This is a genomic window from Paenibacillus sp. BAC0078 (assembly GCF_054483875.1).
This window is the reverse complement of sequence record NZ_JBTLRW010000018.1, coordinates 29,907-51,064: the sequence shown is the minus strand read 5'-3', so window position 1 is coordinate 51,064 and position 21,158 is coordinate 29,907. Positions and strand designations below refer to the sequence as shown.

General features: G+C 53.4%; 17 protein-coding genes, 1 pseudogene and 1 riboswitch. Of the genes and pseudogenes, 13 read left to right on the top strand and 5 right to left on the bottom strand.

Features of this window, described 5'->3' with window-relative positions; genetic code table 11:
• Positions 1 to 367 precede the first annotated feature (367 nt).
• From ACX1DY_RS24970 to ACX1DY_RS24960, 3 genes are all read left to right on the top strand, one after another.
• A complete protein-coding gene (locus ACX1DY_RS24970) occupies positions 368 to 1,483 on the top strand; it encodes a hypothetical protein (protein WP_458966901.1) in 1,116 nt (371 codons plus the stop codon).
• Positions 1,455 to 2,498: an acyltransferase family protein gene (locus ACX1DY_RS24965; RefSeq protein ID WP_458966900.1), complete on the top strand. Its 1,044-nt coding sequence runs from the start codon at positions 1,455 to 1,457 to the stop codon at positions 2,496 to 2,498. Before ACX1DY_RS24970 ends, ACX1DY_RS24965 begins: the two co-directional genes overlap by 29 nt.
• Positions 2,499 to 2,628: 130 nt before the next feature.
• Positions 2,629 to 3,168, top strand: coding sequence for a CueP family metal-binding protein (locus ACX1DY_RS24960; RefSeq protein WP_458966899.1), 540 nt, complete (start codon positions 2,629 to 2,631; stop codon positions 3,166 to 3,168).
• A 78-nt stretch (positions 3,169 to 3,246) separates the two neighbouring features.
• On the opposite strand, the gene hpt is transcribed toward ACX1DY_RS24960, so the two are convergent.
• Genes hpt through ACX1DY_RS24945 form a run of 3 tightly spaced genes read right to left on the bottom strand, consistent with a single transcriptional unit; the run spans position 3,247 to position 5,899 of the window.
• The gene (gene hpt / locus ACX1DY_RS24955) at positions 3,247 to 3,777 is read right to left on the bottom strand and encodes a hypoxanthine phosphoribosyltransferase (RefSeq protein ID WP_458966898.1); all 531 of its coding nucleotides are present in this window, start codon (positions 3,775 to 3,777) and stop codon (positions 3,247 to 3,249) included.
• 16 nt (positions 3,778 to 3,793) lie between these two features.
• Positions 3,794 to 5,305 carry an IMP dehydrogenase gene (locus tag ACX1DY_RS24950; protein WP_458966897.1) on the bottom strand — a complete coding sequence of 504 codons (1,512 nt, stop codon included), beginning with the start codon at positions 5,303 to 5,305 and terminating at the stop codon, positions 3,794 to 3,796.
• A gap of 33 nt (positions 5,306 to 5,338) precedes the next feature.
• Positions 5,339 to 5,899 carry a phosphoribosyltransferase gene (locus ACX1DY_RS24945; protein WP_458966896.1) on the bottom strand — a complete coding sequence of 187 codons (561 nt, stop codon included), beginning with the start codon at positions 5,897 to 5,899 and terminating at the stop codon, positions 5,339 to 5,341.
• A gap of 121 nt (positions 5,900 to 6,020) precedes the next feature.
• A riboswitch (purine riboswitch) is annotated at positions 6,021 to 6,123 on the bottom strand.
• A 218-nt stretch (positions 6,124 to 6,341) separates the two neighbouring features.
• On the opposite strand from ACX1DY_RS24945, the gene ACX1DY_RS24940 reads away from it, so the two are divergent.
• From ACX1DY_RS24940 to ACX1DY_RS24900, 9 genes and pseudogenes are all read left to right on the top strand, one after another.
• Positions 6,342 to 7,193: a protein phosphatase 2C domain-containing protein gene (locus tag ACX1DY_RS24940; protein ID WP_458966895.1), complete on the top strand. Its 852-nt coding sequence runs from the start codon at positions 6,342 to 6,344 to the stop codon at positions 7,191 to 7,193.
• Between the two features lie 547 nt (positions 7,194 to 7,740).
• On the top strand, positions 7,741 to 9,129 hold the full coding sequence (gene hemA, locus ACX1DY_RS24935) for a glutamyl-tRNA reductase (protein ID WP_458966894.1): 1,389 nt from the start codon (positions 7,741 to 7,743) through the stop codon (positions 9,127 to 9,129).
• A 5-nt stretch (positions 9,130 to 9,134) separates the two neighbouring features.
• Positions 9,135 to 9,958, top strand: a pseudogene (gene ccsA / locus ACX1DY_RS24930) (cytochrome c biogenesis protein CcsA).
• Positions 9,959 to 10,458: 500 nt separating this feature from the next.
• A complete protein-coding gene (locus ACX1DY_RS24925; protein WP_458966893.1) occupies positions 10,459 to 11,106 on the top strand; it encodes a precorrin-2 dehydrogenase/sirohydrochlorin ferrochelatase family protein in 648 nt (215 codons plus the stop codon).
• A gap of 635 nt (positions 11,107 to 11,741) precedes the next feature.
• On the top strand, positions 11,742 to 12,686 hold the full coding sequence (gene hemC, locus ACX1DY_RS24920) for a hydroxymethylbilane synthase (protein ID WP_458966969.1): 945 nt from the start codon (positions 11,742 to 11,744) through the stop codon (positions 12,684 to 12,686).
• 5 nt (positions 12,687 to 12,691) lie between these two features.
• The gene (cobA, locus tag ACX1DY_RS24915; RefSeq protein WP_458966892.1) at positions 12,692 to 14,239 is read left to right on the top strand and encodes a uroporphyrinogen-III C-methyltransferase; all 1,548 of its coding nucleotides are present in this window, start codon (positions 12,692 to 12,694) and stop codon (positions 14,237 to 14,239) included.
• Positions 14,240 to 14,542: 303 nt separating this feature from the next.
• The gene (hemB, locus tag ACX1DY_RS24910; protein WP_458966891.1) at positions 14,543 to 15,541 is read left to right on the top strand and encodes a porphobilinogen synthase; all 999 of its coding nucleotides are present in this window, start codon (positions 14,543 to 14,545) and stop codon (positions 15,539 to 15,541) included.
• A gap of 48 nt (positions 15,542 to 15,589) precedes the next feature.
• Positions 15,590 to 16,891: a glutamate-1-semialdehyde 2,1-aminomutase gene (gene hemL, locus ACX1DY_RS24905; protein WP_458966890.1), complete on the top strand. Its 1,302-nt coding sequence runs from the start codon at positions 15,590 to 15,592 to the stop codon at positions 16,889 to 16,891.
• Between the two features lie 77 nt (positions 16,892 to 16,968).
• On the top strand, positions 16,969 to 17,880 hold the full coding sequence (locus tag ACX1DY_RS24900; RefSeq protein WP_458966968.1) for an RluA family pseudouridine synthase: 912 nt from the start codon (positions 16,969 to 16,971) through the stop codon (positions 17,878 to 17,880).
• An 86-nt stretch (positions 17,881 to 17,966) separates the two neighbouring features.
• Here the strand turns inward: ACX1DY_RS24900 and ACX1DY_RS24895 are convergent, their stop codons facing one another.
• Together ACX1DY_RS24895 and ACX1DY_RS24890 are read right to left on the bottom strand one after the other, a co-directional pair.
• Positions 17,967 to 18,167 carry a hypothetical protein gene (locus ACX1DY_RS24895; RefSeq protein ID WP_458966889.1) on the bottom strand — a complete coding sequence of 67 codons (201 nt, stop codon included), beginning with the start codon at positions 18,165 to 18,167 and terminating at the stop codon, positions 17,967 to 17,969.
• 89 nt (positions 18,168 to 18,256) lie between these two features.
• The gene (locus ACX1DY_RS24890) at positions 18,257 to 19,513 is read right to left on the bottom strand and encodes a GGDEF domain-containing protein (RefSeq protein ID WP_458966888.1); all 1,257 of its coding nucleotides are present in this window, start codon (positions 19,511 to 19,513) and stop codon (positions 18,257 to 18,259) included.
• A gap of 207 nt (positions 19,514 to 19,720) precedes the next feature.
• On the opposite strand from ACX1DY_RS24890, the gene ACX1DY_RS24885 reads away from it, so the two are divergent.
• Positions 19,721 to 21,049: a LysM peptidoglycan-binding domain-containing protein gene (locus ACX1DY_RS24885; RefSeq protein ID WP_458966887.1), complete on the top strand. Its 1,329-nt coding sequence runs from the start codon at positions 19,721 to 19,723 to the stop codon at positions 21,047 to 21,049.
• Positions 21,050 to 21,158 lie beyond the last annotated feature (109 nt).

The following is a 21,158-nucleotide window of genomic DNA, read 5'->3' as shown; positions in this document are numbered from 1 at the left end:
GGGAAGTTTGGAATTGGAGGAGCGGTAGCGTCCGCCTTTGTCTGCGGATTTCTACCGCGAAGAGCGGTAACAATCAAGAAATCTGCAGATGGGCAGCGGCCGGAAGTCCAAACATTCCCCGCAGTTACGACCAGACCTAATATGAAAATCTATAGTTCAACTAATATAGCAAAGAGTAGCACCGCACACATCTGCACAAAATAGAACGCCGAAACGGCGGAACAGAGAAACTCTCTGCTCCGCCGTTTTTTTTGACCCCGCACCTGCCGTGCCCTAGGAATCTTACACTATTGAGGGATGGAAAGTAGGCAGCAAACCTCTATACTTTAAGAGAATTTTTAAATTTAATGAAAGGAAAGTGAAGAAAATGAAGGAATACGACAATTCACTAGATGCGATCAAAGGCATTAGCTGTATTTTGATGATTATTGCCCATATTCCTATTTATTTTAACGGTAATGAGCGTCTGTTTCAGATTATTGCCAGTCTGGCTCCTGTCCTTTTCTTTGCTGTCTCGGGAGTTACTACCACCTTTCAGGTGCAAAGGAAGAGCTTCAGATCGCTTGCAGGCTTTTATGTGCTCTTCGCCGTCATTGGATTCTCTTATAATCTCATGTGGAGACCGGATGTGCAGGCCTTTTCTGTAATGGACGTTCCCCAGATTATTGCACTCGGTGTTCTCAGTGTTTTTCTGCTTGAAAAATACGTTAAGCCTCCGTTCTACCTGTATCTCCTGCTGGCGCTAGTAGTTTTTGCAGTGCATTATTTCATTGGGAGTGAGCTGCCGGACTTTCCGCTGAAATCCATACTGTTTACAGAAACGATTGGGTTTACCTATTTCCCTTGGATGTTTGCTTTTGCAGCAGGGATATTCGCTTACAGATGCAAAAACATCATGAACCTCATTGTCGCTCTGGCGGCTGCGCTGTTCTTGTCCATTACTTTGTCGGGAGGGGTGCATGAAGAGGATTTCATTAAATACAATATGTCGATGAAATATCTGCTGCTGTCCTTGGTAATCTTATTTGGGACCTTTTATGTCTTCAGAAGGAAAACAAGCTATTCCCCATCGAACCTGATTTTATATCTCGGAAAGCACTCGTTTTTATTTCTGTTCACCCATTTGTTCTTTATATTGGCTTTTGACCGGCTTGGGTTCGGTAGTTTATATATTGTGCTCATGTGGTGTCTGGTCTTTGCTTGCACGTATGTATCAATGCGGATTCTGCTGTGGCTTAACCGATACATAGAACGCTACCTGGAACACCCGGTGCCCTGGGTTCTTATAGTCATTGCAACTGTAGCGATTCCTTTAGTGATCTCCAATCGGGACTTAGTCATTATCTCGGAAGCTGCAATCGGCATTATCTTTTCCCTGAATTACAAAAAACTGTCTAGGTTGATAACTTTAGGCCCATCCCCTCGCGACAAGCTGGCACATAAGGAGGGTATCCATGAAAAAGCTGAATTACAAGCTGATTAGTACGTATCGTACCCAGCTCATGGGACTAGCCATGCTGTGGGTTGTATTGTATCACTCGACGATTAATCTATCCTCTGTTCCAGTTCTGGGCACATTGAAAGCTTATGGATACGGGGGTGTAGATATCTTTCTGTTGCTGTCGGGTTTAGGCTTGTACTATGCGTACCGGAAAAATATTGATAGTCTCACTTTTTACAAGCGGCGGCTGCGGCGGATTCTTCCAACGTATCTTCCGGTGGTGCTTATCTTTTGTCTCCTGTACTGGGGAATAGGGAAAATGTCCTTTACGGATCTCATTTTGAATTTGACTACACTTAGCTTTTGGCTTGGTCTGGAGAGCAGGTTCGATTGGTATGTCCCGGCGCTGCTCATTCTATATTTGCTTACACCTGTGTTCATGAAATTTTTCGGAGCCAAAAATAAGTATATAACCGTTGCTGCTGCGGGCCTCATTGGATTACTGCTTAGCGTGGTTCTTTCGGGAACCCCGTTTTCCTATTTGCTGATTTTTACGATAAGAATACCTATATTTTTTGTTGGGGTGCTTGTTGGTTATTTTATCGAAAAGAAACCGGAGATTTCGCGGCTGAATTTGATCGTGTACTTTGGAATGCTGCTGATAGGTGCGCTGTCTCTAATAGCGGCCCAAAAATATTTAAGTGAATATATATGGAGCTATGGGCTTTGGTGGTATCCCTTTATTCTGATTACTCTGCCTTTATGTATCTTTGTTGCCGGCCTGTTGCAATGGATCGCAGCGCGTGGGTGGTCTAAATTTAAGTTCATTACTTTCTGTGGCACGCACAGCCTGGAGATCTATCTGATCCATGAGCGGATGCTTATTATAGCGGAGGATATCCGGCAGAGCTTGGAACTTCCTATGAATGATCCTGTGCTGAATCTCATTTGTGTCCTGCTTACCTTGGGGTTGACGGCGGCATTGAAACAAGCAGTTAATGGGATCAGGGACCGGATCAAGCCCGGCACACCATTGACTGGACAGGAGCAGGCCTGAACTAATGGAGACGGCTTGGCCATTCATGCCTGGACTGTTTCTTGCTCAATCCATTTGTCACGCTTTCGCCTTGTCCATGAGAGTGACGGCTCAATTATAATGGTGAAAGGAATAGGAGGATGAATAGAAGATGCAGAAAAAACTATGGGTAACTGCCGGAGTGGTTCTTATCGCTGTTGCAGGGACATATTTGTTTACGGGAAACACTGAAAAGAAAGAGACTGCTGCACTAGACACGCAAAGTATCAAACAAATGGTGTCTGATTTCAGCAGCCGCAGCAACACAGCGGAGTCTGCTTCCATTTCATCAACACAGCTCATTGTGGAGAATGCGGGGAATTCATCGACCTACGACCTGCCCGCAGACGAATTTTTTGTTTCCATTGCTCCATACCTTGATAAGACCCATCCTTGTGCGACCCATAACCTGGTTGGCTGCCAGGGAGAGATGGTAGGGCAAGAGTTCAGCGTAACTATCGAAGACTCGGAAGGCAATTCCGTATTGGACAAAAAGACTATGAAATCCCAGCCTAACGGGTTCATTGATCTATGGCTCCCGCGTGATAAAACATACCACGTGACTATTGAGCAGGACGGGAAAAAGGCGGAATCCGAGCTTTCCACGTTTGAGGACAATGATACTTGTGTTACGACGATGCAGTTGGGATGATAGGTTTAGGGGAAACACAGAAATAACAAAACCAGGCCGATAGGATGGAGACGGCCCGGTTTTGTTGCGTTTCGCTTATTATTCCCCTGTCTCCACAATCCACACTTCCGGCAGGTTGCGGAACTGCTCGGCATAGTCCAGGCCGTAGCCGACGACGAACTCGTCGGGTATTTCGATGCCGCAGTAGTCGATGGGGACATTGACGAGGCGGCGCGAAGGCTTGCTGAGGATGGTGCAGATGCGGACGCTGGCGGCCTCGCGCATGAGGAACAGCTCACGTAGATGCTGCAGGGTCAGGCCGGTGTCGATCAGATCCTCGACGAGCAGGACATGCTTGCCGCGGATGTCGGTGTCTATGTCTTTTTTGATCGTGATGACTCCTGAAGAGGTAGCGCTGGCCCCGTAGCTGGACACCGCCATATAATCAATCCCGATGGGAAGGGTGATTTCGCGCATCAGGTCGGCCATGAACACGGCTCCGCCTTTGAGGATGCCGATAAGCACCAATTCCTGCCCCTCATAGTCCTGCGATATAGTTGCGCTAAGCTCCTTGACTTTATCCTGCAGCTCGGCTCTGCTTACCAGAATTTCCTTGATTCCTTTCATCATGTCGACTCCTTATGGATCAGGATGATCTGTCCTTGTCCTTCAGCATAACATCATGGGCGCCGCCTTCAAAGATCGTTGTCGAGGAGACAACGGTGATTCTGGCCTGCTGCTGCAGTTGCGGGATCGAAAGTGCGCCACAGTTGCACATGGTTGATTTGATTTTGCTGATGCTGAGATCCAGGTTGTCTTTTAGCCGCCCGGCGTAAGGGATGAAGGAATCGACGCCTTCCTCGAATTCCAGCTTGCTCTCTTTGTCGGCATTGCCGAAGTCGTACCGCTGCCAGTTGCGGGCCCGGCTGGAGCCTTCGCCCCAATATTCTTTGACGAAATTCCCCCCTACCAGCAGCTTGCGGCCCGGGCTTTCGTCGAATCTGGCAAAATAGCGGCCCAGCATCACAAAGTCGGCTCCCATCGCCAGGGCGAGAACGATATGGTAGTCGTGCACAATGCCGCCGTCGGAGCAGATGGGGACGTAAATGCCGGTCTGCTCGTAATATTCCTGCCGTGCCGCCGCCACTTCAATGACGGAGGAGGCCTGGCCGCGTCCGATACCCTTTTGCTCACGGGTGATGCAGATGGAGCCGCCGCCGATGCCGACCTTGATGAAATCCGCCCCCGCATGAACCAGATAGAGGAAGCCCTCCTTGTCCACGACATTGCCCGCGCCAACCTTCACGCTCTCGCCAAAAGTCTCCTTAATATAGTGGATGGTCTCCGCCTGCCATTCCGAATAGCCGTCCGAGGAGTCGATGCAGAGCACATCTGCGCCAGCCTCAACAAGCGCCGGAACGCGCTCCTTATAATCTCTGGAGTTGATGCCCGCGCCGACGATCAATTGCTTGTTGCTGTCATGCAGCTCCAGCGGGTATTCTTGATGGCTGTCATAATCCTTGCGGAAGACCAGATGCACCAGATGGCCGCTGCTACTGACGATTGGCAGACAGTTGAGCTTGTGATCCCAGATCATATCATTGGCTTCGGTTAAGGTAATGCCTTCCTGGGCGTAGATCAGTGAGGAGAGGGGAGTCATGAACTCGGTAATCGCGCAATCCGGGGAAAGACGGTTCTCGCGGTAATCGCGGCTCGTAACGATGCCCATCAGCTTGCCTGTAGGCTCACCGTTGTCTGTAATGGCGATGGTGGAGTGCCCGCTGCGTTCCTTCAGGGCCAGCACATCCTGAAGCGTATCCTCCGGGCGCAGATTGGAGTCGCTGAGCACGAAGCCGGCCTTGAACTTCTTGACCCTGCGGACCATTTCAACCTGCTGCTCGACGGATTGCGAGCCATAGATGAAGGAGATCCCGCCGCTTTTGGCCAAGGCAATCGCCATATTGTGGTCGGATACGGCCTGCATCACGGCAGAGGTGACAGGAAGATTCATAGTAAGCGCAGGCGTCTCGCCCTTGCGGAATTTGGTGACAGGGGTTCTGAGATCTACATTCCCCGGGATGCATTCTTTGGTCGTCAGATTCGGAACCAGCAGGAATTCGCTGAACGTTCTGGACGGCTGATCATAATAGTAGGCCATTTGGTTATCACTCCCCTGTTGGTTTTGTATGTCCTATACTTTGGATAAGAATCGTACCGGCACGCCAATGTCTGTCTCCAACTGCTTGTAATGCTCGCCTTTGGCCAGGATAGCCTGCACGCCAACCAGCTCAATTCCCATGTCAGCCATTTGTTGCGCGATGCAGCGGATGGTGGCGCCTGAGCTGATTACATCGTCCAGAAGGAGCACCCGGTCTCCGGCAGTGAAGCTGTCAAAATAAATATAGTTCTCATTATACGCCGTTTCGCGCTTGATGCTAACTTCGAAGTTATCATAGAGCTCGGTGCTGAGGCGCAGAATGTTCATCGGCTTCATTAGCTTGTAGGCCGCCAGCATGCCCCACGTATGCCCGCCCGGTTCGGGTGAGACGATATAATCGAAGGCAGGGAACTGCGCGGTGATGTTCTCCGCAAGATTGTCTGTAATTTCACTGATCAGCTCGGGGCTGATATACGTGCCGCGTTCGCCGAAAGGATATAGCTTGAAATCATAGGCTGTATCCTTATTTTTATAAATTCTCACATTCTTGGCCTTGCTGATGGACTCGCTTAACCGGGCATAGGATGCGCTCATGGTCTTCACTCCTTAAAGTTATTATATATAAAAAACCCAGGCACAAGAGGCACGATGAAGACAAAGGGCATCACGCGGGAGCGCAAAAAAAGCTATGCGGGTTCGCGCTGTGAATATCCTTAAGCCTTGCGGTGCCTCTTGTAGCCTGGGGCAATTTACGGTTGCCTGTAGAAACGCTCAAACCAAATTAATGAGCTTATACAAGAGGTATGAGATTAGATGCTGTTTACATGTTAAAATGACATAGGGAACCTTCTATTTCATGCCGAAATGGATACAGTCCTGTGCAAAACACGTCACAGTCGTTGCTGTTTGAATTTCGTGTCAGGAATAGTGACTTCAATCATTTGTTATATGCTATCATTCGCAATAATGTGTGTCAATCCTTGATTTTTATGTTAGATTTAATGACAACAACTGCGGACTGGGGAGTGCAAAAGAGATGCCGGATATTTCGCAATGGAGAATGGATGCTTATTCGCTTAAGGGACATGGAGAGTGGAATGAGGATGCGCTGGTCATCAATGAGGCAGCGTCTGTGTATGGCGTTGTGGACGGAGCGACCTCGTTTTCGCCTTACCGGAATCAGGACGGGTGGACAGGGGGCTATATCGCCTCGCAGCTTGCAGCCACACATTTTATGAATATGGACCAGCAGCAGGCGCTTGAGCAGATTGCAGCCGAGGCGAACCGGGCATTGCGTGAGAAAATGGCGGCGGAGGGCATCGGCATCAGCGATTCCTCCAGTTTGTGGTCGGCGGCTTTTGTAGCGGTTCAGGTCCATGCATACAGTGTTGATTATGTACAGGCCGGGGATTGTATGCTGCTTGCCAAGTACAAGGATGGGACGGTCAGGGTGCTTACACATTCCCAGCTCGCACATATAGATCAGAAGACGCTTGGCGCAATGGCGGAGCTGCGTGCCGAAGGGGTGAGTGACCCGATTGAATTGCGTACAAGGCTCACTCCGCTGCTGCTGGACAACCGTACCAAAGCCAACACGCTCGCAGGCTACGGGGTGCTGAACGGCAGTCCTGATTTCCCGCTGTTCCTGGAGAAAGGGACGTTCAACCGGGCGAATCTGGAAAGCCTGTACATGGTGAGCGACGGCCTGTACACCGAAGGAACGGACTGGAATGAGCTGGTGGGCGGTCTGGACCGCCTAGGGGCGGAGGGCTACGCCCGGGCTTTATATAATAAGGAACAAGAGGATCAGCTGCTGGTGGCGGTGCCGCGGCTGAAGGTCTCTGACGACAAGACATGTGTCGTGCTTCATTTGGATAAGAATGAGTGAACGTGAGCATGGATAGTAATAAAATTCCGTAGAATAACCGATGCTAACCATGGTGCTATATAAGTTGAACTAAAGAAAATACAAAAAGGGCAGAGGTGACGGAGGGGAAGTTTGGATACTTACGGAGCGGTAGCGACCGCCTGAGAGCTTTCCGTAGGAAAGCTGGCCGGATGATTAGGCTGTCTGCGGATTTCCACCGCGAAGAGCGGTTTAAATCGAGAAATCTGCAGGTGGGCAGCGGCCGGAAGTCCAAACATTCCCCGTAGTTACGACCAGGCCCCAAATAAAAATCTATAGTTTAACTTATATATCTTGTTGGAGAAACGGACGCCGACTCATTCAGAGGACGACAGAGCCGTTTCTTCTTGTTTATAATAATTATTATCTGGATTTCATAAATAGTTCAAAGGTTTTGTAAAAAGCCGCAATTTGATGTGATATACTTAACACAGCGATTGAGGAACTTGTGAAAGTAACATGAATAATGAACGAATGAGCGGCAACAGTGCCTGCACCAATGAATAGAGATTAGGATGGTGAACACACGATGCATATTGTCGTCGTTGGCCTGAATTACCGTACAGCGCCTATAGAGGTCAGGGAACAGTTCGCTTTTGCGGAACAGGATCTGCCTGCAGCGCTCCATCTATTGATGGAGACCAAAAGCGTTCTGGAAGGGGTCATTGTCGCCACCTGCAACCGGACGGAAATTTATGTAGTTGTGGACCGTCTTCATATGTGCGGTTATTTCATCCGCAGCTATATGGAGCAATGGTTCGGTGTGAAAAGCGATGTATTTACACAGCATATGTATATATATGAAGATGAGCAGGCGATTGCCCACCTGTTCCGCGTGACCTGCGGCCTGGATTCGATGGTGATCGGCGAGACGCAGATTCTGGGACAGGTGCGCAATGCTTTTTTGACTGCCCAAGCTGAAGGCGTAACGGGAACCTGGTTCAACCGGCTGTTCAAGCAGGCAGTAACGCTAGGCAAACGTGCGCACAGCGAGACTTCGATTGGCGAGAGCGCAGTTTCGGTCAGCTATGCGGCTGTGGAGCTGGGGAAACGGATATTTGGCATGTTCACCGGTAAAAAAGTGCTGATCCTCGGCGCCGGCAAAATGAGCGAGCTGACGGTGAAGCATCTGTATAGCAGCGGAGCGGCAGAGGTTATTGTTGCCAACCGCACGCTGGAGCGGGCTGTCCAGCTCGCTGAGAAATTCTCGGGCAAGCCAAGCACGATTGAAGAAGCGCTGAAGCATCTGGATGAGGTTGATATTGTGATCAGCTCAACGGGAGCAGAGGGTTATGTGCTGACGGCGGATCAGGTGGCCGAAGGCATGAAGCGCCGTCCTTCGCGGCCGCTGTTCATGATTGACATCGCCGTTCCGCGCGACATTGATCCGGCGGCGGCAAATGTTCCAGATGTCTTCCTGTACGATATTGACGATCTGGAAGGCATTGTGGAGACCAATCTGGAAATGCGCCGTACTGAAGCGGCCAAGATTGAAATAATGATCGAAGAGGAACTGGAGGAGTTCCAGATGTGGCTGAAGACGCTTGGTGTCAGACCGGTGATCCGCGCCCTTCAGGATAAATCGAACGGAATTTATGAAGATACGATAGACAGCCTCTTCAATAAGCTGCCGGAGCTGGACGAGCACCAGCGCAAGGTGATCCGCCGGCTTACGAAGAGCATTGTGAATCAGATGATGCATGATCCGATCAATGTGATCAAAGAGCTGTCCGGCGGCAAGAAGGGCAATGAAGCGCTGGAGTACTTCACGCTAATATTTGCGCTTCAGGAGCAGCTTGGCGAACCGGACGGCGACAGCCCTGCGCAGCCGCAGCGGGAGGAAGCTGAACGCTCCTCCGCCAGCGAGTTCACGCTGCCAAAGACAGTGCTCGCTCCGGCAGGCCTGCTGGGCGGGTGAACAAGATGCAACTGCTGAACGGAATATATGACGCCGCTCTGCTGCTATATGCCCTGAGCCTGCTGTTTGTTTTCTCGGATTGCCTTCGGCGTAATCCGGGTGGAAAGCGGCTGGGCACAGGGCTTCTTGTTGTTGTGGGGATTTTGCAGGCCGCAGGTCTGGCGATCCGGTTCACCCAGGAGAAGGGCTTGCCGATTTTTACGACTTACGACTTCCTCTTCTGGTTTTCTTTCATTATTGTGCTGACCTCGCTTGCGGTGGCGTACACGCGCGGCGGAGAATTTACAATTCTGCTGCTGAGCATGGCGGGCTTCAGTGTTTTTCTGCTGAACCGGGTCTGGCTGACCGCTGTGGATCATACACTTCAGAGCTGGAGTGCGGTGCACGGCTGGCTGGCGCTGCATATTATTTTGGCCAATTTGAGCTTTGGCGCACTGACACTGGGGACGGTATTTGCCATAATGTATCTGTTCCTGCATACGCGGCTGAAGCATAAAAAATGGGATGACCGTATCCGCCGCCTGCCCAGCCTGGAGACGATGGACAAATATTCGCATACAGCCATCCTGGCAGGTGTCCCTCTGCTGCTGGCTTCACTTGTACTGGCCGGCATGTCAATTGTCGCCGAGGGCCGGACTCCGCTGTTCAAGGATTCGAAGGTGCTGACGACGCTTATTGGGCTTGCCGTGTACATCACTAACTCTTCCTCAAGCGCTCCGCCCGCCGCAGCGGGACTTCTATGGCCCGCTGGGCCATTGCCGGCTACGGATTTATTATCCTGAACTTCCTGCTGAATTCCTGGTCCGAGTTTCATGGCTGGGGCGGGTGAAGGGCGGGAGTGATGAATGAGGCGTGAAGGTGTGGAGACTTGAATAGTTATGAGAGTAGAATGTTTCTGGAAAAGAGCGGCTGACTGACTATAGGGGCAAGTTCGCAGGTGTATGAGATGGAGTGAGAAGTTGTTGGGCTGGCTGCCTGGTCGCTGGAATCGGGATGAAGTAAGGTATAAGAAAGAGTGATACTTGAAAGGGTTCACTTCGGGCTTTGCAGTAGTAAAATTGAGATTAGAATGACGACAGGTGCAAAGAGACTGAGATGACGGTGCTTTCGGTTAAGCGGGTGCAAAGAGACTGAGATGACGGTGTTTTCGGCTGGAGTGGGTGCAGGGAGCTTGGGATGACAGTGATTCCGGCTGGAGCGGGTGCAGAGAGCTTGGGATGACAGTGATTCCGGCTGGAGCAGGTGCAGAGAGCTTGAGTAGATGCGCTCGGGTTCTTGCGGTCCAGATCGGTGGAGGCGTTACTATAGCTGGAGTGGGAGTGGGGCTTCATGGTGAAGTATTTCCCCGTCATGCTGGATCTGAAAGACCAGCGTGTGGTGGTCATCGGCGGCGGCGCGGTGGCGGAGCGCAAGGTGGGCGTGCTTTTGGAGGCCGGAGCGGCAGTAGTTCTGGTCAGCCCTACGCTGACCGGGACGTTAGCCGCACTGGCTGAGGCGGGGCGGCTGAGCTGGATCAGCCGCCGCTATACCCCCGGAGACATGACGGGGGCGTTCCTGGTATACGCCGCCACTAATGAGGCGGCGGTTAATGAAGCGGTGGCCCGGGAAGCGCGAAGCCTGGGCCTTCCGGTGAATGTAGCCAGCCGGGCAGAGGCTGGCAGCTTCATTACCCCCGGCGTGCTCCGCCGGGGGCGGCTGACGGTCGCCGTGTCGACCTCCGGCGCAGGACCGTCAGCTGCTGCGAAGATTACTGAGCAGCTGGCCGAGGTGTTCGGCGAAGAATATGAGCCGTATTTGGATTTTTTGCATGATCTGCGGACCGAGATTAAGCGTAGGGAGCAGTCTCCAGAGGCGCGCGGACGGCTTCTGCGGAGGCTGGGAAATCTCGACGTGTTGAATGAGATGAGACAGGGCACCTTTATAGAGTGGAGCGCGGAGAAGATTGCCGACTGGATTGCCAGCAACCGGGAGGGTTAGCGTACTGCTCTGCTGGCAGCTTGGCGGGAAGACCGGAGGCAGGCTGGCAATCTGGGAAATAAGCGGAAAGTTGCTAACTTGGTGAGTCAGAGAAGAGCCGATGGTCAGAAGGAAAGCTGGTAATCGGAAGAAATCAAGATAAAGGCCGATAACTACGAGGACGGCTAATAATTGATGAGAGATCAAGAGTAGAGCCGGAGATCTGGAGAAAACGGTACTGGAGTAATGGGGACTGGTGCAGAATAACGGCAGAAATGCCGTTGTTGGAGCCAGAACTGGCCAGCGCGTACGGAATATCGGCAGAAATGCTGTTAATGGAGCCAGAACTGGCAAGCGGGTGCAGAATAACGGCAGAAATGCCGTTAATGGAGCCAGAAACGGCTACCAGGTGGGTAATAACGGCAGAAACGCCGTTGTTGAAGTCGAAACCGGCCAGCGCGTACGTAATAACGGTAGAAATGCCGTTAATGGAGCCAGAACTGGCCAGCGTGTGCGGAATAACGGCAGAAATGCCGTTAATTGTGCCGGAATCGGCCAGCGTGTGCGGAATAATGGCAGAAATGCCGTTAATTGTGCCGGAATCGGCCGGTGTATGCGGAATAATGGCAGAGGCAGGTTACCAGGAGGGGTGGAGTATGCGGAAGATTATTGTAGGCAGCAGACAAAGTGCCTTGGCGCTCACGCAGACGGGGCAGGTGATTGCGGATCTGGAGCGGCTGAGCGGGGAGCATGGCTTTGGATTTACCTTTGAGGTGCATAAAATCGTCACCAAAGGGGACCGCATTCTCGATGTTACTTTGTCCAAGGTAGGCGGCAAGGGGCTGTTTGTGAAGGAAATCGAGCAGGCGTTGCTCGCTAAAGAGATTGACATGGCTGTACATAGTATGAAGGATATGCCTTCTGAATTGCCCGAAGGTCTAATGAACGGCGCGGTGCCGCAGCGTGTTGATCCGCGCGACTGCCTGATCTCGAACGGCGGCCTGGCGCTGGCTGATTTGCCTCAAGGCGCACGCGTGGGCACAAGCAGCCTGCGCCGCTCCAGCCAGCTTGCCGCATTGCGGCCCGATCTGAAAATTGAGCCGGTGCGCGGCAATATCGACTCGCGGCTGCGGAAGCTGGAGAGCGGTGAATATGACGCAATCCTGCTGGCTGCGGCGGGTCTGACGCGGATGGGCTGGCAGGACCGGATAACGGCTTTTTTGCCGCCGGAGGTCTGTCTGCCCGCTGTGGGTCAAGGCGCACTCGGAATCGAGTGCCGGACGGAAGACGCCGGGCTGCGGGAGCTGCTGGCGTTGTACAATGATGAGCAGACGGCGCTGACGGTGGCGGCGGAGCGGACTTTTCTGGGGGCGCTGAATGGCGGCTGCCAGGTGCCTATTGGCGCTTATGCAGTGCTGGGAGCTGAAGTTGGAGCATCCGCTCCGCTGATCACCTTGACAGGAATGGTGGGAACGCCGGACGGATCATTGATTTTGAAGGAGACTTGCACTGGAGAAGATCCGGTACGGCTTGGTGAAGAGGTTGCGAGAAAGCTTATCGCCAGGGGAGCGGAACAGATTTTGGCGGACACAAGGGGATGATGGAAATGGCAGGGAAGGTCTATTTGGTTGGTGCGGGTCCTGGGGATGCGAAGCTGATTACGATCAAAGGCCGGGAGTGCATTCAGAAGGCGGATGTGCTGGTGTACGATCGGCTGGCTAGTCCAAGACTGCTTCAATGGATGAAGCCCGGCGGGCAAAAAATATACGTGGGCAAGCTGCCTGACCGCCACACGATGAAGCAGGAGGACATTAACCAGTTGCTTGTCGATTTGGCGCTGGAGGGCAAGACGGTGGTGCGGCTGAAGGGCGGAGACCCGACGATTTTTGGCCGTGTGGGTGAAGAGGCAGAGCTGCTTCGCAGGCATGGCATTTACTATGAGATTGTGCCGGGGATTACCTCGGCGATCAGTGTCCCGGCGTATGCCGGTATTCCGGTAACCCACCGGGACCTGGCCTCCTCCCTGTCCATTATTACGGGGCATGAGAGCCCGGATAAGCTGGATCATTCCATTCATTGGGATAAGGTGACGAATGCTACGGGAACGCTGGTTTTCCTCATGGGTGTTGCCAAAATCGGGTATATCAGCGCCCAGTTGATCAAGCACGGGCGGCCGCCGGAGACACCGGTGGCGCTGGTGCGCTGGGGCACGCGGGCGGATCAGCAGACGTTGACAGGCACGCTTGCCGACATTGAGGCGAAGGTGAAGGCGGCGGATTTTCAGCCGCCGGCGGTGATTGTCGTCGGCGAGGTGGTGCTGCAGCGCGAGCAGCTCATGTGGGTAGAGGCGCTGCCGCTGTTCGGCAAGCGTATTGTGGTTACACGCGCCCGCAGCCAGTCCAGTGAGCTGGTGGACCGGATTGAGGAGCTCGGCGGCGAGCCTTACGAGTTCCCTGTAATTGAGACGATCCTGCCCGAAGGCGAGGAGAAGAAAGCAAGCATTGCCGCCGCGCTGGCGGCGCTGGAAGAATACGATTACGTATTCTTCACTAGCTCGAACGGCGTGGAGTTTTTTTGGCGCCACCTGGCGGAGCTGAAGGTGGACGTTCGGGGGCTGCACCGCGCGGCTATCGGCGCGGTGGGTCCGGCCACAGCCGCTGCGCTGGCGCAGCACGGGCTGATGGCCGAGGAGCTGCCTGGACGCTTCCAGGCAGAGGGGCTGCTCGAAGCCTTCGGCTCAAGGCTTCAGCCGGGGCAGAAGGTGCTGCTTCCGCGCGGCGATCTGGCGCGGGAATGGCTGCCGGACAAGCTGCGTGAGCTTGGCCTGCAGGTGACCGAAGTGGACACCTACGAGACAGTGGTGACCGGGGAGGATGATCTTGAGCTGCTTAAGCTGCTGGAAGAGAAGCGGATTCATGCGATTACCTTCACCAGCTCTTCAACCGTGCGCAATTTCATCAGCATCCTGAAGCGGATGGGGCTGGAAGACCCGCTTCCGCTGCTTGCAGACATCAAGATAGCCTGCATTGGACCTGTAACGGAGAGAACCGCCGTAGAGGCCGGGCTTACGCCGGGATTGCTCCCTGAGGAAGCGACGATGGAAGCTTTGGTGCAGGAGCTCTGCCGCTGGAACGAGACAACTAGGCTAAGATAGATTAGGGATGAAATCTGCATGAAGTGGAAAAAGGAAACCTAAATAATGGATTTTACCGACTTATTGGTGAATAGATGGAAAAAGTAGACTTAATTCTCTCCATTTTCAACCATTCAGTGAGTTTGATAGGAAATAAGTGGATTTTTCCCCGTTGACCATCCTTGGGTGAGGTCACTCTGCGGAAGGGAGTGGAGAAATTCCACTTCAATTACCTGGCAAACAGGCAATCGCTTACGAAATCATGATTCCTGGCAATTTAGGATGCAGGGGTTTAGATATCTACATATACAGGAGGATGAAAAAATGGGTTTTCCAATCACACGTCACCGCCGTTTGCGCGGGACAGCCGGCATCCGCGGGATGGTGCGGGAGACGGTACTGAATACGCTGGATTTCATCCAGCCGATTTTTGTAACGCATGGAACGGGTATCAAAAATGAGATCGGCTCGATGCCGGGGGTGTACCATTTTTCACTGGATACGCTGAAGGAAGAGGTTGACGAGATTGCAGCGCTGGGCATTCCGGCTGTGCTGTTGTTCGGGATTCCCGAAACGAAGGATGCTGTAGGCTCTTCTGCGTTTGCGGAGGATGGCATCGTTCAAGAGGCTACGCGGCTGATTAAAGAGTGGTACCCAGAGCTGCTGGTGGTGGCGGATACCTGTCTGTGCGAATTCACGGACCACGGGCATTGCGGCATGGTTCATACCCATACGGTGAACGGTGTGGTTCACGGCGATGTGATCAACGATGCTTCGCTGGAGCTGCTGACCCGTACGGCGGTATCCCAGGCCCGGGCAGGTGCGGATATTATCGCCCCTTCCAATATGATGGATGGCTTCGTGCAGGCGATCCGTGCCGGACTCGACGAGAACGGGTTCGAGCATGTGCCGATTATGTCTTATTCAGTAAAATATGCTTCAGCCTTCTACGGTCCTTTCCGTGAAGCTGCCGATTCCGCACCGCAGTTCGGCAACCGCAAAACCTATCAAATGGACCCAGCCAATCTGCGCGAGGCGATCCGCGAAGCGGATTCCGATGTGCTGGAAGGCGCGGATATGCTGATGGTAAAACCTGCCCTGGCTTATCTGGATGTGATCCGCACCATCCGTGACCAATTCGATCTGCCGCTGGTCGCTTATAATGTGAGTGGAGAATACTCTATGGTCAAAGCGGCTGCACTGCAGGGCTGGATTGATGAGCAGGCCGTGGTGCTGGAAATGCTGACCGGGATGAAACGCGCCGGAGCGGATATTATTATTACTTACTTCGCCAAAGATGCGGCCCGCTGGCTGCGCGGCTAAGTACCCCGGCGATTAGCCAACAATATGAACAGGACAGGAGTGGAAATCATGGAGAATATGCCTTTAGCGCGGCGGGAAGAGGCTTCCCGCACAGCTTTTGAAGAAGCTAAGCAGTATATCCCCGGTGGGGTGAACAGCCCGGTCCGGGCGTTCAAATCTGTTGGATTGACACCGATTTATGTGGACCATGGCGCGGGCTCGCGCATTTACGATATCGACGGCAACAGCTTTATCGACTACGTCTGCTCATGGGGGCCGCTCATTATGGGCCATGCCCATCCTGAGGTGGTGAAGGCGCTGCAGGAGACGGCGGCCAAAGGGACAAGCTTCGGCGCACCGACACTTCTGGAGACAGAAATGGCAAAAACTGTAGTAGAGCGCGTACATTCGGTTGATATCGTGCGAATGGTCAATTCGGGAACCGAGGCTACCATGAGCGCCATCCGTCTCGCCCGGGGTTACACCGGACGCAGCAAAATCCTCAAGTTCGAAGGCTCCTATCACGGTCATGGGGACAGTCTCCTCATCAAAGCCGGATCGGGTGTGGCTACGCTCGGATTGCCGGACAGCCCTGGCGTGCCTGAAGGTGTAGCGGTGAACACGATTACTGTGCCATACAACGATCTTGAGGGAGTTAAGGTCGCCTTTGAACGTTATGGCCATGAGCTTGCCGCAGTGATTGTAGAGCCAATTGCCGGTAATATGGGCGTGGTGCCGCCGCTGCCAGGATTCTTGGAGGGACTTCGCAAGTTGACAACGGAATATGGTGCGCTGCTGATTTTTGACGAGGTGATGACCGGCTTCCGGGTGAACCGGGGCTGTGCACAGGGGCTATTCGGCATCGAGCCGGATCTGACCTGCTTCGGCAAGGTTATCGGCGGCGGTCTTCCAGTCGGTGCTTATGGCGGCAGACGGGAGATTATGGAGCAGATCGCTCCAACAGGCCCGATCTACCAGGCGGGTACGCTAAGCGGCAATCCGCTGGCGATGGCGGCGGGCTTGACTACGCTCAAGCTGCTGACACCGGAGGTGTATGACCGTCTGGAAACCCTCGGCGCGCGGCTGGAAGATGGGCTTAAGCGCAATGCGGCGGAGATTGGCATTCCACTGACAATTAACCGTGTTGGCTCGATGGTCTGCCCGTTCTTTACCGAAGGGCCGGTAACCAATTATGATACGGCAAAAGGAAGTAATCTGGATCTATTCCGCCGCTATTTCGGCAAAATGGTAGATCAGGGGATCAGCGTTCCGCCTTCGCAGTTTGAGGGAATGTTCGTCTCTGCCGCGCATAGCGAGCAGGATATTGATGATACCATTGAGGGCCATTACCGTGCCCTCAAGTCGCTGTGACGGCGGAGAAGGGGCATATCTCCGGCGGCTTTGCAGGCGGCGGGTCCTGGAACCGCCGGGGGGAATGGCTGGAGGCCATGCCCGGGCGGGCCGTTACCGCTGCCGCAGATGCGGATGCGGCGGTAGACCGGTGGCTGCTGGACACAGCTGGGATGCCTGCGAAGCTTCACGCGCGATTGCGCCGTGAGGGCGGCATCCAGTGGCGGGGAGACCGGCTGCGGCTCTTGTTGTTCCCCTACCGGGAAGCAGGTATTGAGCCGGTATGGCAGGAGGCCGGGGTGCTTTTCGAGGATGATTTTTGCCTCGTTGTCCATAAGCCTGCGGGGATGGCGGTACACCCGGATGGCAGCAGTGATGATGTCACGCTGGATCATGTCGTTGCCGCGCATTATGCCGCTTCCGGGGGAGGCGTCGCCGTCCGCCACATCCATCGGCTGGACAAAGACACGACAGGGCCGGTGCTGTATGCGAAGAATGAATACGCGCAGCTTGTTCTCGATGAGGCTATGCGCATCAAAGAGGTCTCACGGCTGTACGCCGCGATTGTGGAGGGCACCTTGCCTCCGGCGCTTAAGGTGATCGAGGCCCCGATCGGGCGGGACCGCCATCATGCGGCCCGCCGGCGGGTCTCACCGGGAGGCCAAGCAGCGGTGACGCGGATCATAGGCCGTGAGGTGCTGCAGGGCGGAACTACGGTCAAGGTGCAGCTTGAAACAGGACGCACGCACCAGATCCGCGTTCACCTCAGTCATATGGGTCATCCGCTATACGGGGATGAGCTGTACGGCGGTCCTCCTTGGGTCTCCGGCGTTACGGAAGTGAACGCCGGCCAGCGCCAGCGTCCGCAAGCCAAGGGCCGCCAGGCCCTGCACGGCGAGTCGCTTGTGTTCAATCATCCGTGGAGCCGGGAGAAGCTCGAGATAGCTGACCCTTGGCCGGAGGACATGCTCCGGCTGCGGGAGCTGCTCGGCGGCGGCCCGCAAGATTAAGATCCCCGCAACGGATTTGTTGCGAGGCAGTGCAATTTTAAAAGGAGACGTAAAGTTACGCCGTGGCGTATCCTTACGTCTCATTTTTACTTGAGCCTCTTTTCATAATCCCTGATGTAGTCGCGGCCTGCTTGAGTGAGCCTGCCTGCGCGGGCATAGCCGGCCTCGTGAATATGTCTCAGCACTGTATTGAAATCCCTTTGCTCCACACCAATATGCTGGAACTCAGGTGTCAGTTCTTGCTCGATCACCTTCAAGCTTTGATATACGGGGTCAACGCTAGTCAATGCCTTCAACCTCCTTCCTGCCGGGGACTCTGCTGTTATTGCGACAGTGTATTCCCGGTAGAGCCTGTTGGTGACACCCTAGCTGCACACTATGACTCCGGCAGCTCCAGCTCATTTTTCCAGGAGAGACGGTTCCGGCCAAGCTTCTTGGATTCCAGCAGCAATTGGTCGGCGTAGACGTAGCCTTTTTCCATGGAAGTTTTCTGGCCCGGAGCTGCCTTGTAATAGTACAGTCCAAAAGAAGCCGAATACACCACGGTAATGTTCTCCTCCTCAAATTCCGCAGTAACGCTGTGCTCGTGAATATCGTCCAGAATTTCCTGGATTTGCGTGCGGCACTGCTCAAAGGTCTTGTTTCTTAAAAATATCGTGAACTCTTCCCCTCCGCTGCGGAACAGAATATCCTCCTCTTGCATGTGCGCCTTCAAGGTTTCGGCAAAGTGGATAATCACCCGGTCTCCGACGGCGTGGTTGTAGTTATCGTTGATTTTTTTGAAGCGGTCAATGTCAGCGACAACAACACCGATGTTTTCCCCGCTCTGGCCCAGCTCCTTCATCATTTTGTCCAAGTGTGCCCGGTTGAAGGTTCCTGTCAAAAAATCCTGGTAGGCCATCTGCTCGAATTTATCCCGTTCAAATTTATGCTGGGCGCTTTGTGATTTGGAATAGAAGGAAAGGCTGACGATATAATTCAGCAGGAAAAGCGCGATCAGCATCTCCCATTTCTCCATTTGCAGCAGCCGCAGCAACAAAGCATTGGTCAGGGTCACTTTGCTGAAGTCCAGCAGATTTCTGTTCTTGAACATGATGTTGTAGGCTTCCCCGCGGGTTGTGATATCTCCTGACAGCGCAAAGGTAATCACAATAAAGCCTGAAGATAGAATTGTTGTTACACAGACCACCAGCAGAAAGAGCAGCCAGTAGCCTAGGCCCAGCGGAATCTTTTCGGCAAAGGGGTAGAGCAGCGTATAGAGGTAATAACTGGCCGAGCCGCCAAGCGCGAATGAGCCGATATTATAAAAGGTATCCAGGAATTCCCCCGGATCTGCGGTTTTTGTTTTCTTTTTGTAAAAAAATACGGTGAACCGGTAAAATAGCTCGAACAGGAATGTGCCAAGAGGGCCGGCGAATATGCCAAAAGAAGAAGTATAGCTGATTGCATAATCAATGTTGGTGCTGCCGCTGCGGGTCACTATGCGCAACTGATAATAAAAGCTGGAGAACGCCCAGTATAGAATCAAAGCCAGGATATATGTATGGTCCAGCACTACAGCGTGGTTCGCGCCGAAGGCTATGGCCAGGGAGGCAAAAAACAGAAAAAGGTCAAATACCCTTGCTCTAGACATAACGATGATCTTCCTTTCAGGAGTTATACCGATTATAACCGAAAAAGGTTTCACCCGGAGAAGAAAGTTGATCCTGTCCGCAAGTGCCCAGCCCAAAGTTGTCATGCCTTCCTGATTAAAGCATATACATGGAGTGGGGTAACATTTTGGGCTTATACTCTGGGCTTGTCTCAGGGTTAGATTATGCCAAGAAGGAGGACACTTTCCGTGTTTGACCAGTCCCACGGTTTGCGGTTTGATATTTATGAACGTATTCATCTGCCGGCAGAACTTCCGGGAATAGCTGAGCTGGAAGAGGTTGAACTGATCCCGGACATCCAGGTGATTCAGCGGGAGGACAGGGCTGAGCTGTACGGCCAACTGCTCCTCACCGGGCTCTACCGGGGAGAAGATGACCGGACACAGCGTCTGGAGCATGCGATTCCCGTTGAAATTACAGTTCCGCTGACACGGGTCAGCTCGCTTGACGACATAGGGGTGGAGATCGAAAATTTCGATATTGACCTGCTTACGATGCGCACTGTCAACATAACCGGCGTACTTTCGCTGCATGGAATCGGAACCGGTGACTCGCAGCCTGCCTGGCAGCAGGAGGAGTACACCGTAGCGTATTCCCCCGAGGAAGATGGGCGGGACCCGGAAGCCCCGGCTGGCGATCGTGAGCATGAGAATGATGCGCTCTATGAGAATTCGCTCTGGACCTATAACGAAGGAGCGACGGATATTTCCGCGCATGAGACTGGGGATGCCAATAGCAATGGCAATCCTTGGGGAACTGTGGAACCTGCCGTGAATCAGCCGCTTCCAGAGGTGGTGGTGTCTACACAGCCTGCGGACCTTGCCCCCGAGCAGCAAAAGGACAAGGAAGCGAAATTGCGTACCCACAATCTGAATTCGGGAACCAGTGCCTCAGATGATGCCGACACCGCGGGTGTATCAGGCATTGCGGACACTGTGGAGAGCGGCTCTGAGACGCCTGCTGCAGAGATTCATGCGGTCTATCAAGAAGAGCCTGCACTCTCTTCCGAAGCTTCGGACAATGCGGCATCCTTGCCTAACGAGCCTGCAGCAGAATCCGCTCAGGAGAACGAGAACGTGCCCCAAGTGTCACCTGAGGTTCAGCAGATGCCTGAGGAGAAAGAGAAAGAGAAAGAGAAAGAGAAAGAGAAGGCTGATCTGAAGATCGGCCTCGGCAGTAAAAAAGAGGAGAAACCTGCGGCGCAGGAGCATCTCTCCTTCTCCTCCCTGCTTGGCTCCAGCCGGGTCCGCAAGGAGCAGGAGGTCCAGCGCTCCGAGCAGCCGGTGTCTGCGTCGCCACCCCCGGAGGCCGGCAATGACACGGAATGGAAAAGCCGGTTCATCGGCGGTCTGGGCGGCGCGGATATGTTCCGCAAGGTCAGGCTCTGCATTGTCCAGCGCGAAGACACGCTGGATACCATCGCGGAGAAGTATCAGCTTAGCGCACGGGAGCTGGTGATGTACAATCGCCTCTCCGGGCAGAACGTGGAGGAAGGGCAGGTTCTGTACATTCCCTGACTGTAATTATTAGAAGATCCCGGCCGGAAGCGGTGCGGGATCTTTGTGCAAATATAAGAAAGTATAAGTTTCACGCCGTTTCTACTTGATGGTATAAGTTCCGCAGTTT